This is a genomic window from Shewanella sp. 6_MG-2023 (genome assembly GCF_030547195.1).
Classification (GTDB): Bacteria; Pseudomonadota; Gammaproteobacteria; order Enterobacterales; family Shewanellaceae; genus Shewanella.
In genome coordinates, this window is the sequence record NZ_JAUOQU010000022.1 from 1 (window position 1) to 14,874 (window position 14,874).

Below are 14,874 nucleotides of genomic sequence, written 5' to 3' on the forward strand. Positions count from 1 at the left end.
ACGCTGATAACTTGAGTCATTAGCTGCAACATATCAGCGTGAGCGGTGAGTGTGGACGAATGCCCATGTGAAAGTAGGGTGTAATGTCTGTGATTATAAAGCAAGGTTTTATACAGACATGGAACGCGAAGGATTTATCCGCAGCTGAACATCGCCAAGCGCCTAATATCTCTCATAAGAGAGTCGATAAAGCCCTGACTTAACAGTTAGGGCTTTTTTCGTTTTTAGGATATAAATATCAACAAGTTCTGATAATTGAAGTATTTAACCATATTTTTCTGAATATAAATGTGGGCAATAAGCCAATGTAGAACCAGCTTTAAGTCAATGGCCTAATTTTTCTAAATAGAATAATTAGCCTATTACTTAAGAGTCAGGCTTTATTGTGTTTGTGATTATAGCGCTGCTTACAATTAATAATTCACTTAAGAACCTGTTGAGTGCACAAGTTGAACTTAAAACAACCTATTGCAGTATTAAATAGCAGTAACGTAATGCAGCTATCATGATGGTAAGCTATCTTGTAGGTTATTTTGCGGATTTAATCTTGCTTGTTGTTTCTTTTCAAGACAGGCTTTTTAGGGATAATGATGAAACTAGAGATGATTTGTACTGGCGAAGAAGTACTATCTGGCCAGATTATAGATACTAATGCTGCCTGGGTTGCTAATACCATGATGGAGTTAGGTATTGAAATGCAGCACCGTATTACAGTTGGTGATCGCTTAGATGATCTTGTTCAAGCATTTATTGATAGAAGCCATCATGCCGATGTGATTATTATTAACGGCGGTTTAGGGCCAACCAGTGATGATATGTCAGCAGAAGCGATGGCGTTAGCTAAGGGGGAGCCTTTAGTTGAGAATGTTGAATGGCGAGAGAAATTAATTGAATGGTTTTCGCGTAACAACCGTGTGATGGCCAAGAGTAACCTTAAACAGGCTTGGTTACCTGAGTCTGCAGTAATGATTGATAATCCTGTTGGAACAGCATGTGGTTTTAGAGTTAAGTTAAATAAAGCATGGTTATTTTTTACTCCCGGTGTTCCTTTTGAATTAAAGCACATGATCACCGAGCAGTTTATTCCTTTTATTAAGGCTGAATTTAAAGCTAGTGAAAACACTGCGCTAAAAAAACTGCTTACCATAGGTCATGGGGAGTCTTCTTTAGCTGATAGCCTAGCGGATTTAACTTTGCCTGATGGTGTCACCTTAGGTTACCGCTCTTCTATGCCACATATTGAGATTAAAATATTTGCTCGTGGCGATGAAGCAATTAGACAACTCTCAAGCGTTACCCAAGAAGTCAAAGCGATTCTCGGTACTGCAGTGGTCGCTGATGATAAGCCCACACTTGCTGCAGAAATTCATCAACGTTTATATCAATCTGGTTTTAGTTTAAGTGTTGCAGAGTCTTGTACTGGCGGTTTAGTAACGAGCCAGTTAATTGATTTTGCAGGCAGCTCATCTTATTTACATCATGGCTTAGTGACCTATAGCAATGAATCGAAAGTCAAAGTACTGGGGGTTAATCCACAGGTTTTGGATGATCACGGCGCGGTTTCTATTCAAACTGTTGAGGCTATGGCTAAAGGCGCTAGAGAGATTTTAGATAGTGATTACGCCTTATCTACTAGTGGCATAGCTGGACCTGATGGAGGTTCAGAGGAAAAACCTGTTGGGACAGTGGCCATTGCGCTGGCGACTAAAAATGCGGTATATAGTCAGATGATTAAAGTTTCCAGCCGCTCACGAAGTTTGGTGCGCAGTTTAAGCGCTGCAGTTGCCTATGACATGTTACGCAGAGCATTATTAGATGAAGCGATTATTGTTGATTACCCATCAATAAAACGTTTTGATAAGTAATTGAGCTTATTGTCTTTATATAAAAAAAGTAGCAATATTTATTGCTACTTTTTTTGTTTCAGTTGCATAATTAAGGTTTAAAACTTAATGACAATCTTGCCTTTTTGCACTTCAATCTCTTTGGTGATTGAGGCCATTAGTGCTTGATTAGCATCATTTTCATCCAGCACGTAGACAGGTTGCGATGCTAGAAAAGTACTAAGAAACATCATTAGCTGTGGTGTGATTGATGAAAGCATTTTTTCAATATCTGCGGGGGTTGATTTAACCTCAACCAAATCTAACTTCTTTAAATAGATGCTTTTGGTTTCAACGTCATACCAAGGCTCAGCCTCAAATGTTGTCACAAGATCCGCTTCTATAGATTTAAAAGGGTTTTTAACGGCCATTCTTGTTTGGGCTGTGACCGCAATAGTATTGGGCTTGTGGCCCAATTCTACTTCCATATCATTGAGTTTAAGTTGAAGCCCAAAAACTTGGTTACCTTGGGAGACTTCATAATGCATCTCGTTATTTAGGTAATCTTCAACTTCAGACTCACTAATGCTGTACTGAGTGGCGCAACCAGTCAGTAATAGCATTAGTAAACCTAAACCACATTTAAGTATGCGCATTAGCCAGTGTTTCTCATTCCTGCTGCGACGCCAGCAATGGTTAACATCAGTGCAAGTTCTACTTGTTTAGATGCTTGATCTTCATTACGGGTACGAGCGAGCAATTCAGCTTGTAAAAAGTTGAGTGGGTCAATATACGGGTTACGTAACTTAACAGACTCGCGGTTCCAAGGTGTATGCGCCATTAACTCTTCTGATTGGGTTAATGACAATACCTCATCAATACCTAATTGTAGGCTGGCGCGCAGCTTTATGCCCAAATGTTTTAATTCATCAGGAACAAGGCAGCTATCGTAATAACTAGCAAGGTTTGGCTCCGCTTTCATGTATACCATTTCAAGCATTGAAACACGGGTCTCAAAGAATGGCCATTGTTGCTCCATTTCTATGAGTAAATCAGCTTCACCTCGTTGTGACGCGGCTTGTAGTGCTTCGCCTGCACCTAACCATGCTGGTAGCATTAGGCGGTTTTGAGACCATGCAAATATCCATGGGATGGCACGTAAACTCTCAATGCCGCCATCGACACGACGTTTTGCTGGGCGACTCCCTAATGGCAGTTTACCTAGTTCAACTTCAGGTGTCGCTGCGCGAAAGTAAGCCACAAAATCAGGCTCTTCACGGACGATGCCGCGATAGGCTTTAACTGAATCATCTGCTAAGCGCTGCATACAGTCACGCCATTGCTGTTTAGGCTCAGGTGGCGGCAGTAAGGTTGCCTCCATAACTGCTGAAGTATATAAAGCCAAGCTTTGAACGGCCACTTTAGGTAGGCCAAATTTAAAGCGGATCATCTCCCCTTGTTCGGTGACACGAATTCGACCATCAACAGAACCCGGTGGTTGCGATAAAATTGCTTTATGAGCTGGTCCGCCGCCTCGGCCAATGGAGCCACCACGACCATGGAACAGCATCAGTTTTACATCTGCTTTCTTACATACTGCTACTAATTGCTCTTGGGCATGATATTGCGCCCATGCAGCAGCAATCACGCCGGCATCTTTGGCTGAATCAGAATAGCCGATCATCACCTCTTGCATGCCTTTGGTGTAACCGCGATACCAGTCAATATTAAGCAGTTGAGTCATGCAATCAGCTGCTGTGGTTAAATCACTTAATGTTTCAAACAATGGCACTACGCGCATTGGATGCTGGCAGCCACTTTCTTTAAGTAATAACAGCACCGCTAATACATCTGATGGCTTACTTGCCATTGAAATAACATATGAACCCAGTGCTGTCGCAGGCTGGCTTGCAACCAGTTTACAGGTGTTAAGCACTTCTTGTACGTCAGCCGTTGGTTGCCACGTGCTTGGAATAAGCGGTCTGCGACCTGTTAGTTCACGTAATAAAAACGCCTGCTTTTCGTTTTCATCCCAGTGATCATAGTCACCTAGGCCTAAGTAGCGTGTTAGCTCGGCAATGACGTCGCTGTGACGTTCAGCATCTTGGCGGATATCCAACCTGAGCATATGGATACCGAAACAGGCCATACGGCGAAGAATATCTAACAATAATCCGTTGGCAATAAGCCGCATACCTGATGAGGTTAAACTACGGTATAGCAGCTCTAGTGGTAGCTTTAAGTCTTCAAGTTCCCAAATAGTTTCATCAGGTTTCATATCGACTTGATGACCTTCAAGGCGGATATTTAAGTAGTCGATGGTATTACGTAATTTGTTACGTAGATCACGCAGCACATCACGGTAGGGCTCTTTACTGTTATTGGTTAATGTCATCAGTTCTTCACTGGCATCTTCCATGGATAATTCATTAATCAGCTTAACGATATCTTTGAGGTATAAGCGTGCGGCAGCATGGCGGTTTCGTAGTAATACTTCTTGTGTGACGACTGAGGTAACAAATGGATTACCGTCTCTATCTCCGCCCATCCAGCTAGAAAAACGTACTGGGCATATGTCTGTGGAAATTTGTTTGCCCGTTTTAGCTTGTACATGATCATTGAGCTGGCGTAAGAAGTCGGGTACAGCTTGCCATAGTGATGTTTCAATTGTGCTAAGTCCCCAGCGAGCTTCATCAACAGGGGTTGGCCTGTCATGACGAATTTCATTGGTATGCCATATTTGTGCGATGAGCTGGCGTAAGCGTAAATGAGATTGGCCTATTTCTCGCTCAGTTAGTTGCTGATTTTCTTGCTCTGTCAGACAATCGACCACCGCGGAGTATTTTTGAATGAGGGTGCGACGTGAAATCTCGGTGGGATGTGCTGTGAGTACTAAATCGATATCGAGGTTTTCAAGACACTGGATAACCTCTTGCTCATTGGAGCTGCTGTTAAGCATTCGTCCAAGTAGCTGCTCTACTGGATCCGGTGTACATACAAGCTCATCACAATTACGGCTAATGGTATGGAATTGCTCCGCGATATTCGCCAAATTAAGGAATTGATTGAAGGCTTTGGCAAACGGGACTAATTCTTCATCAGGAAGCGAGTTGAGTAAAGTGAGCATCTGTTGGCGTGATTCTGCATTTCCTTGGCGGGATTCTTTAGCCAAAATGCGGATTTGCTCGACCTTTTCGAGAAAACCTTCACCAAGATGATCGCGCATAGTATCACCTAAAATTTGTCCTAAGTTGCTGACATTAGAACGCAAGGATGCATACATATCGGCGGTTTGATCTGCCATAATTACTCCATAAGTTACTTAATAAGCGGTGACAATTTTTCCATAAGCTTTAGCACAATAGCGAGCGACAACTGCTTGGTCAATGGCTGATGAGATAAATTCAAAAGCCATTAATCTGCTTGTTGTTATTTAATACAAGCTTGATAAATCAGTTTTTTAATGAGCTCAACCGTTGGGGTTAAATATTCAAGGCCAATATATTCATCGGGCTGATGGGCCTGATTGATACTCCCGGGGCCAAGTACTAATGTTTGACAGCCTAATTGATTTATATAAGGCGCTTCAGTGGCGTAATTGACCACTTCAGCTTGGCTATTAGCAAGCTCAGTAACCAGCTTGGTCCAATAACTATCAGCTTTTCCTGCAAATGACTCAGAGCCTGGGTATAAGGTGCGTACTTCAATACTGCCTGGATATTGCTTATTAATTTCAGCAAGGTAGTTAATGACCATTAACTCTAAATCAGCTAATTCAATACCGGGCAGTGGGCGAATATCAAGGTGTAAGTCGCAGCAGCCACAAATACGGTTGGCTGCATCGCCGCCGTGAATATGGCCAAAGTTCATGGTTGGGTAGGGCACGCTAAAGGCATCTTCTCGGTAGTTTTCACTTAAGTGTTGCTTGAGCTTTATTAACTGACCTGTGACTTGATGCATTATCTCGATGGCATTAAGCCCACGTGCAGGATCTGATGAATGACCACTGCGACCAATAACGCGAATACCTTGGGCTAAATGGCCTTTATGCATATACACCGGCTTTAAGCTGGTTGGCTCGCCGATAATGGCATAATCTGGTGCTATAGATGTTGATTCAGCAAAGGCTTTAGCGCCATTCATGGTGGTTTCTTCATCGGCACTGGCAAAAATATGTAATGGACGCTTTAACTCAGTTAATGGGATGTCTTTTAACGCTTCCATGATTAGGGCAAAAAAGCCTTTCATATCGCAGGTACCTAGGCCATACCAGCGATTGTCTTTCTCAGTTAATTCAAATGGACTTTGGCTCCAACGACCTTCATCAAAGGGAACGGTATCGGTGTGGCCAGCTAATAACAAGCCGCCTTTGCCAGAACCAATGGTGGCGACAAGGTTTTGTTTACCTCTGCTATCAGCGACAGTACTAATTGTGCAGTCAAACCCCATGTCGCTAAACCAAGACTGTAGCAGTGCAATAACTGCATGGTTACTCATATCTTGTTCTACTTCTAAGGCACTGATTGAAGGTAGTGCAATCAACTGTTTAAAAGCATCTTTTAATTCTGGTAGTGAGTTCATAAGGGCCTTTTATAAATATTTAATCAAATAATCATTCATAATTATTGCATAAGTAATGTTTTGTGTTAGTCTAGCAAACAGCTAAGGAATTCACCATAACTTGATAAATATTTAAGAACTATAGATATGTATGTAATTGCGATTCAATTCACTGTAACAGATCCCAAAGTAAACTATTCTCGACGATAGTTTTAATCTCGAGCACCCTGCTCATATTTCAAATAAAAATTAATAGTTTACTGACTTAAAGATGACAACATAATGAAAAAAATCGCAATAATTGGTGCTAGTGGTTATACCGGAGCACAAATCACCGCTCTTATTGATGCGCAAGCGTCACTATCGATCCAAGGCTTATATGTTTCTGAAAACAGCCTAGATAAAGGCCGGTTATTAGCAGATCTATACCCGAGTTATCAACACATTCAAATTCCTCTGTCACCGTTATCGGCTGATGCTAAACAAGCCATAGTTGATCAAGCTGACGCTGTTGTATTAGCAACAGAGCATTCAGTTAGTTTGGAATTGGCCGCATTCTTTTATAACCAAGGTTTATCTGTATTTGATTTAAGTGGCGCATATCGGTTTGCTGATACCGCTCAATATCCTAAATGGTATGGTTTTGAACATACTCAAGCAGCAGTGCTTGCTGATGCGGTTTACGGCCTAGCAGAATGGAACGCGCAAGCCATTGCTAATAGCAAAATGATTGCTGTGCCAGGTTGTTATCCAACTGCATCACTCACAGCGCTAAAACCATTAAAACCATTGTTAACTGATGCTTACCCTGTAATTAACGCAGTCAGTGGTGTGACCGGTGCAGGCAGAAAAGCCCAATTGCATACCAGTTTTTGTGAAGTCAGCTTAACGCCCTATGGTGTATTAGGGCATAGACATCAACCAGAAATCGCCACCCAGCTGGGTCAAGAAGTTATCTTTACCCCGCATTTAGGTAATTTTAAGCGTGGAATTTTAGCCACCATTACTGTGCAACTTAAAGCGGGTACTACAGAAGCTGACATTGCTAAAGCTTATGGCGTATATGATGACTCGCCACTGGTGAGCGTAAAGCATAACCAATTTCCTAAAGTCGATGATGTGGTGCTAACACCCAATTGTATCGTGGGCTGGAAGTTTGACCCGCAAAGCAATTACCTAGTGGTCGCTAGCGCCATTGATAATTTAATGAAAGGCGCTGCAAGCCAAGGTCTGCAGTGCATTAATATTCACTTCGGTCTATAACAGGAGCCTTGATTATGTCTAATACCAACCCTGTTATCGTACTTAAAGTGGGTGGCGCGCTGTTGCAATCAGAGCCTGGCATGGCAGAGTTGATGTCAGTAGTTGCTGAAATGATGCAGCAAGGGCAGAAAGTGATTTTTGTTCACGGCGGTGGTTGCTTGGTCGATGAACAGCTCGAAGCTAATGGCAAGCAAACGATTAAGCTTGAGGGCCTGCGTGTTACCCCTGCTGATCAGATCCCGATTGTTGTTGGCGCTTTGGCAGGCACATCGAATAAAATTTTACAGGCCGCGGCAATTAAAGCTGGCATCGTCAGTGTGGGCATGAGCTTGGCTGATGGCAATATCGTCAATGCCAAAATTAAACATGAAAAGTTAGGTTTGGTGGGGGAAGTATCACCGAATGATCCGAGTTATTTAACTTATTTATTGTCGCAAAACTGGTTACCTATTTGCAGTTCAATCGCGATTTCACCAGCGGGCGATATGCTGAATGTCAATGCCGATCAAGCCGCTACCGCATTAGCTAAACTCGTTGCCGGTCAGCTGGTGTTATTGTCAGACGTACCCGGTGTACTTGATGCTAAAGGTGAGTTAATTGCCCAATTAGATCAACAACAAATTAGCTCGCTTGTGGAGCAAGGTGTGATTGAAAAAGGCATGAAAGTAAAAGTTGAAGCGGCATTAGAGGTCGCTCAATGGATGGGCAAAGCCGTACAGGTCGCCTCATGGAAACAACCCCAACAATTAATAGCATTAACTAACGGACAATCCGTTGGCACTCAAATTCAGCCTTAGGAGCAAAGCTAATGGAACACTTATTATCACTTAAAGACTTGTCGCAAACCCAGCTATTAGACTTACTGGCTTTGGCGAAAAAAATTAAAGCAAACCCAGCTGATTATAATCAAGCGCTGGCAGGCAAAAGTGTGGTGATGTTATTTGAAAAGCCATCACTGCGTACTCGAGTAAGTTTTGATATCGGTATTAACAAGCTAGGTGGTCATTCAGTTTATCTTGATCAACAAAATGGTGCATTAGGCAAACGTGAGCCAGTATCTGATTTTGCGACTAACATTTCGTGCTGGGCAGATGCGATTGTAGCAAGAACTTTTTCGCATACAACTATTGCAGGTCTTGCTGAACATGCGTCAGTTCCGGTGATTAATGCGCTATGTAATTTGTACCACCCTTGCCAAGGCTTAGCAGACTTTTTGACCTTATCAGAGAAGTTTGATGATGTAAGTAAAGTGAAATTAGCTTACCTAGGTGATGGTAACAATGTGACACACTCTTTGATGTATGGCGCTGCTATCTTAGGTGCGACCATGACTGTAGTTTGCCCGCCAGGCCACTTCCCTGACGGCAATTTTGTCTGTGAAGTACAAGCTTTGGCTGCCAAGCATGGTGGCAAGCTTATCTTGACCTCGGATGTGAGTGAAATGGGCCCGCAAGATGCCATATACACAGATACGTGGATCTCAATGGGCGACAATACTTCAATGGCAGAAATTGAAGCGAAATTTAAGCCTTATCAAGTTAATAGTGAATTAATGAATAAGGTAGGTGCCAATTACTTTATGCATTGTTTGCCAGCTTACCGTGAAGTGGAAGCAACAGCAGAAGTAGTGGATGGTGAAGGTTCACTTATCCTCCAGCAAGCAGAAAACAGAATGCATGCACAAAACGCCGTATTGGTTACTTTGTTAGGTTAATAAATCATATTTTCATCAGCTGGCGTTAGCGAGCTTTTATAAAACAAATTTACGTTAGGAATTACCATGTCAATTGCAGCACAACCAAATATTAAAAAAGTCGTATTAGCTTACTCGGGTGGATTAGACACCTCAGCGATTATCCCATGGCTAAAAGAAACCTATGATAATTGTGAAATTGTCGCCTTTTGTGCTGATGTTGGTCAAGGTGCAGAAGAACTTGAAGGTTTATATGAAAAAGCCATCGCATCAGGTGCTTCAGAGTGTTATATCGTCGATTTAAAAGAAGAGCTGGTGGCTGATTATATTTATCCGACTATTGCCACAGGTGCTATCTATGAAGGTACGTACTTACTGGGTACCTCAATGGCGCGTCCAATTATTGCTAAGGCGCAAGTAGAAGTCGCCCGTAAAGTTGGCGCTGATGCGGTATGTCATGGTTGTACCGGTAAAGGTAATGACCAAGTACGTTTCGAGGGTTGTTTTGCCGCACTTGCACCAGAGTTAACCGTTATTGCGCCTTGGCGTGAATGGTCAATGGTCAGCCGTGAAGATTTGCTTGATTACCTTGCTGAAAGAAACATCGAAACTACAGCATCAGCGACTAAGATTTATAGCCGTGATGCCAACGCATGGCATATCTCTCACGAAGGCGGTGAGTTAGAAGATCCGTGGAATGAGCCAAGCAAAGAAGTATGGACCATGACAGTGGCACCAGAAGATGCCCCAAATACCCCTGAGTATGTTGGGCTAACCATCGCCAATGGTCGTGTTACTCATGTTGATGATGTTGCGCTATCTCCATATGACGCACTAATGAAGCTAAATGAATTAGCTGCAGCACACGGTGTTGGTCGTATCGACATTACCGAAAACCGTTTAGTGGGCATGAAGTCTCGTGGCTGTTATGAAACCCCTGGTGGAACAGTGATGTTTGCAGGCCTACGCGCAATCGAAGAGCTAGTGCTCGATAAAACAAGCCGTGAGTGGCGTGAGCAAGTCGGCGCACAAATGGCTCATCTTGTATATGATGGACGGTGGTTTACGCCATTGTGTAATTCATTGATTGCCGCGTCAGAATCTTTAGCTGAATTAGTTAACGGCGAAGTGGTCGTCAAACTTTATAAAGGCCAAGCAAGTGTGGTGAAAAAGCGCTCTCCAAACAGCTTATATTCAGAAGAGTTCGCGACCTTTGGTGACGACAATGTTTATGACCAAAAAGATGCAGCAGGCTTTATCCGCCTTTACTCTTTATCAAGCCGTATTAGAGCATTAAATACCAAGTAATTTCCTGTTATTTAAGATTGATACGGGGCTCATATAGCCCCGTTTTTATAGAATAAGTTAAAAGAGGGTATCGACATGGCGTTATGGGGCGGAAGATTCAGTCAAGAAAGCAGTGCATTATTTAAATTATTTAATGACTCATTACCAGTAGATTATCGTTTAATTGAAGAAGATATTATTGGCTCAATTGCATGGGCTTCAGCAATCACTTCAGTGGGCATTTTAACCCAAGCTGAATGTGAGCAATTGCATGGTGCGCTAAATGAGCTACTTAGCGAAGTTGCTGACAAACCAGAATTGATTATTGCTTCTGGCGCAGAAGATATTCACAGTTTTGTGGAGCAGTCTTTAATTGCCAAAGTAGGCGACCTAGGTAAAAAGCTGCATACAGGGCGTTCGCGTAATGACCAAGTAGCCACAGATTTAAAACTATGGTGTAAAAAAGAAGGTCAGCACTCACTTACATTACTGAAAAAGCTCTCTGCTGAACTTGTTAAGCTTGCTGAGCGTGAAATTGATGCTGTGATGCCTGGCTATACCCATCTGCAAAGAGCTCAGCCAGTCTTATTTGGCCATTGGTGTTTAGCTTACGTAGAAATGTTTGAACGTGACATTAGCCGTTTAGAAGATGCACTAAAGCGTGCTGATACTTGTCCATTAGGCACTGGCGCCCTTGCGGGAACAGCTTATCCAATGGACAGGCATCAAATTGCACAATCATTAGGCTTTGCTGCGCCAACCTTAAATAGCTTAGATTCAGTGTCAGATCGTGATCATGTTGTTGAGTTATGTAGCGACGCTTCAATAAGCATGATGCATTTAAGCCGTATGGCTGAAGATTTAATTTTCTTTAACAGTGGTGAAGCAGGTTTTATTGAGCTTGATGACGAAGTGACATCTGGTTCATCTTTAATGCCACAAAAGAAAAACCCTGACGCCTTAGAGTTAATTCGAGGCAAAACGGGCCGTGTCTATGGCAGCTTAATGGGTATTCTTACTACCATGAAAGCATTGCCACTGGCTTATAACAAAGATATGCAAGAAGACAAAGAAGGCTTATTTGATGTCATGGATAGCTGGTCTATTTGTCTTGAAATGGCAGCATTAGTATTAAGTGGCTTGCAAGTTAACCGTGAAAGAACTTTAGTAGCAGCTCAGCAAGGTTATGCTAATTCTACCGAGCTTGCAGATTATCTGGTCGCTAAAGGTATGCCATTTAGAGAAGCGCACCATGTTGTTGGTGAGGTGGTCGTGGCTGCCATTGCCAAACAAACTCCATTAGAAGATTTTGTTATTTCAGAGCTACAGCAATTTAGTCCAATTATCAGTGATGATGTTTATGAGTGCTTAACGATTGAGTCATGCTTAGCAAAACGTGAAGCTTTAGGCGGTACCTCGTTAGCGCAAGTAAAATATGCATTAGCGCAGAAACAAGCTAATAGCTAAACAATATGTAAGCCTTATTAGTTTATATTTGTTTCTTTTAGGCTTAAATGAAAAGTCCGCAGTGATTAATCATTGCGGACTTTTTAATGCATTAACACCAGACTAATTTTTAAAAATAACTGCTGGTGGATTTATTTACTGAAATAAATCATCTGCCGGATTCTCTATAAACAGATCATCTTCGATAACTTCTTCTGTGGCATATTCAGTCGGCTCAGTGCCTTCGATAAAATATTCAAATGAAGTGGTGTAATCTGTTTTACGGGTTAATTTGCCACTAGCTAAGTCAATACGCGCCGAAATAATCCCTTTAGGTGGAATGCTCGCAACTTCTTCGGTACCAGTGAGCGCTTGGTTCATAAAATCATTCCAACCAGGCCCTGCTGTTTTTGCCCCAGCTTCAGCCCCTGATATTTGATTTTCAGGACCATCGGCAACCCAGCTGGTTCTGCCTAGTTTACGGCTGTGATCGTCAAAACCAACCCAGAATGTCGAGGTGAGAGTGGGGTTAAAGCCACTAAACCAAGTATCGCGGGATTCATTGGTGGTACCGGTTTTACCTGCAATGTCACGACGCTTTATCAAGCGTGATGCTCGCCAAGCGGTACCATTCCAGCCTGTGCCTTTACTCCAATTGCCGCCACCCCAGATTACACTTTTGAGGGCTTCAGTAATTAAGAAGGCGGTTTGCTCAGAAATGATCCTAGGAGCGTAGCGCGCGTTTTCATCTCCACAAGCAGCAATACCAGTATCACTAATATTAGAACTAGTCTCAGCACTAGCAAGTGTATTGTCTAAGCTGTTTTCAGTTTCAACTGGCGCTTGCTGTGAGCTAACAAACTCATTAGCCATTGCTGCAAAAGGGTCATCAATGCTGTTGGTTGTCTTATTAGTCGCATCATCAACCTCATTGACATCTGGGGTGCAGGCCAGTGCAGGCGACGCTTTTTCAATGACATTGTCATATGAGTCAGTAACCTTACTAATATAATAAGGTTCAACTAAATAGCCGCCATTAGTAAAGACATTAAAGGCGGTGGCGACTTGCAGTGGTGTTACTGAAGGGGACCCTAAAGCGACAGATTCATTTCGTGGTAAATCAGCAGGGTCAAATCCAAAGTCAACTAAGGTATCTATGGTGTTATCTAAGCCAATATGACGCATGGTACGAACGGACATTACGTTGATAGACTGAGCTAAGCCAATGCGTAAACGTGTTGGACCGCCATAAATGTCAGGTGAATTTTTTGGTCGCCATGCCGTACCTTGACGAGTATCGGGCTTATTAATCGGCGCATTATTGATTAATGTTGCAAGGGTGTAGTCTTTTTCAAGCGCGGCAGCATAAATAAACGGTTTGATATTAGAGCCTAATTGACGCTTGGCCTGGGTAACACGGTTATACTGGCTTTGACTAAAGCTAAAACCGCCCACCAAAGTGCGAATAGCGCCATCGCTTGGTTCTAATGAAACCGTTGCACTTGAAACCTGTGGAATTTGAGATAATTGCCAAAACTCGCCATTATCTCTAATCCATACCTTTTCACCGACAGTTAAAATATCCGCTGCTGTTTTAGGTGGCTTACCTTGACGGCGATCGTTAATAAATTTGCGAGCCCATTTCAGGCCATTCCACTGGATGACAACTTCTTCACCTTTAGTATTCAGTAAAGTTGCTTGTTGCTCACTAACCGACATGACAGCTGCTGGAATAATACCTTGTACTGCAGAGGTCGTTTTAAGGTTTTCTATAATGTCGCTGGTGGCCAGAGGTGTATCTGTCCACAAGGTGCTAATTGCTCCACGGTAGCCATGACGCTGATCATAAGCAAACACATTATCGCGTAGGGCGCTTTGAGCTTTTAATTGCAGATCTGAAGAAATGGTAGTGTAAACGTTATAACCATTAGTATAGGCGTCTTCTTCACCATACTTATTTACCATATAATCACGTGCCGTTTCAGAAACGTAAGGTGCATATAGATCTATTTCTGCGCCATGATATTTCGCGGTTATAGGGGCATTTATGGCTTCTTGGTATTGTGTCTCGGTGATATTGCGTTTTTCCAACATGCGGCCTAAAACCCAGTTACGGCGTGTCATGGCACGATTCGGATTACGAATTGGATTAGCTGCAGAAGGCGCTTGGGGTAAGCCGGCAATCATGGCCATTTCTGGCAGAGAAAGTTGGGCTAAATCTTTGCCATAATACACTTGAGCTGCAGCGCCGACACCATAGGCACGGTTACCTAAAAATGAGCGGTTTAAATATAATGTGAGGATTTCTTCTTTAGATAATGCTTTTTCAATTTTTAGCGCAAGAAAAATTTCTTTCGTTTTACGAATATAGGTTTTTTCACGGGATAAGAAAAAGCCTCGAGCCACTTGCTGAGTAATGGTGCTGGCGCCTTGGCTTTTTTTGCCTGTAGTAACCAAAATAACGGCTGCGCGAATAATACCAATAGGATCGATACCCTGGTGTTCAAAGAAACGTGCATCCTCGGTATCTAATACCGCATTAATTAATTGCTGAGGCACATCTTCATATTCAACCGGTATTCGTCGTTTTTCACCAAATTGAGAAATTAATAAACCATCTTGACTATAAATTCTTAAAGGTGTCTGTAGTTTGACCGTTTTAAGCGAGTTTACATCCGGTAATTCTGGTAAAACGTAGAAATAAGCAGCGACAATGGTGCCGACGCCCAATAAAGTTAAGCTAAAAATAGCAATAAGTATTCGTTTAAACCACTTCACCAAAATAATCCAAAGTTCGACAAT

The 14,874-nt window shown here is 42.5% G+C and carries 10 protein-coding genes; 6 read left to right on the top strand and 4 right to left on the bottom strand.

Annotated elements, in window-relative coordinates; genetic code table 11:
- Positions 1-590 precede the first annotated feature (590 nt).
- Complete coding sequence (locus Q4533_RS13355) at positions 591-1,865, top strand: CinA family nicotinamide mononucleotide deamidase-related protein (RefSeq protein ID WP_102440351.1); 1,275 nt, start codon at positions 591-593, stop codon at positions 1,863-1,865.
- A gap of 77 nt (positions 1,866-1,942) precedes the next feature.
- Here Q4533_RS13355 and Q4533_RS13360 read toward each other — a convergent pair whose 3' ends face one another.
- The 3 genes from Q4533_RS13360 to argE form a co-directional block, all read right to left on the bottom strand.
- Positions 1,943-2,479, bottom strand: coding sequence for a DUF1439 domain-containing protein (locus Q4533_RS13360; protein WP_102440350.1), 537 nt, complete (start codon positions 2,477-2,479; stop codon positions 1,943-1,945).
- Entirely contained in the window at positions 2,479-5,127 is a 2,649-nt protein-coding gene (gene ppc / locus Q4533_RS13365) for a phosphoenolpyruvate carboxylase (protein WP_303502906.1), read from the bottom strand. The genes Q4533_RS13360 and ppc overlap by 1 nt, the downstream gene beginning before the upstream one ends.
- 125 nt (positions 5,128-5,252) lie before the next feature.
- The gene (gene argE / locus Q4533_RS13370; RefSeq protein ID WP_102440348.1) at positions 5,253-6,404 is read right to left on the bottom strand and encodes an acetylornithine deacetylase; all 1,152 of its coding nucleotides are present in this window, start codon (positions 6,402-6,404) and stop codon (positions 5,253-5,255) included.
- Positions 6,405-6,665: 261 nt separating this feature from the next.
- Between argE and argC the strand changes: the two genes are divergently transcribed.
- The 5 genes from argC (at position 6,666) to argH (ending at position 12,093) form a co-directional block, all read left to right on the top strand.
- Positions 6,666-7,646 carry an N-acetyl-gamma-glutamyl-phosphate reductase gene (argC, locus tag Q4533_RS13375; protein ID WP_303502907.1) on the top strand — a complete coding sequence of 327 codons (981 nt, stop codon included), beginning with the start codon at positions 6,666-6,668 and terminating at the stop codon, positions 7,644-7,646.
- 14 nt (positions 7,647-7,660) lie between these two features.
- Positions 7,661-8,443 carry an acetylglutamate kinase gene (gene argB / locus Q4533_RS13380; RefSeq protein WP_102440346.1) on the top strand — a complete coding sequence of 261 codons (783 nt, stop codon included), beginning with the start codon at positions 7,661-7,663 and terminating at the stop codon, positions 8,441-8,443.
- 11 nt (positions 8,444-8,454) lie between these two features.
- Complete coding sequence (locus tag Q4533_RS13385; protein WP_303502908.1) at positions 8,455-9,360, top strand: ornithine carbamoyltransferase; 906 nt, start codon at positions 8,455-8,457, stop codon at positions 9,358-9,360.
- 66 nt (positions 9,361-9,426) lie between these two features.
- Entirely contained in the window at positions 9,427-10,647 is a 1,221-nt protein-coding gene (locus Q4533_RS13390) for an argininosuccinate synthase (protein ID WP_102440345.1), read from the top strand.
- 75 nt (positions 10,648-10,722) lie between these two features.
- Positions 10,723-12,093: an argininosuccinate lyase gene (argH, locus tag Q4533_RS13395; protein WP_102440344.1), complete on the top strand. Its 1,371-nt coding sequence runs from the start codon at positions 10,723-10,725 to the stop codon at positions 12,091-12,093.
- A 135-nt stretch (positions 12,094-12,228) separates the two neighbouring features.
- Here argH and Q4533_RS13400 read toward each other — a convergent pair whose 3' ends face one another.
- Positions 12,229-14,850: a penicillin-binding protein 1A gene (locus tag Q4533_RS13400; RefSeq protein ID WP_303502909.1), complete on the bottom strand. Its 2,622-nt coding sequence runs from the start codon at positions 14,848-14,850 to the stop codon at positions 12,229-12,231.
- Positions 14,851-14,874: the final 24 nt, after the last annotated feature.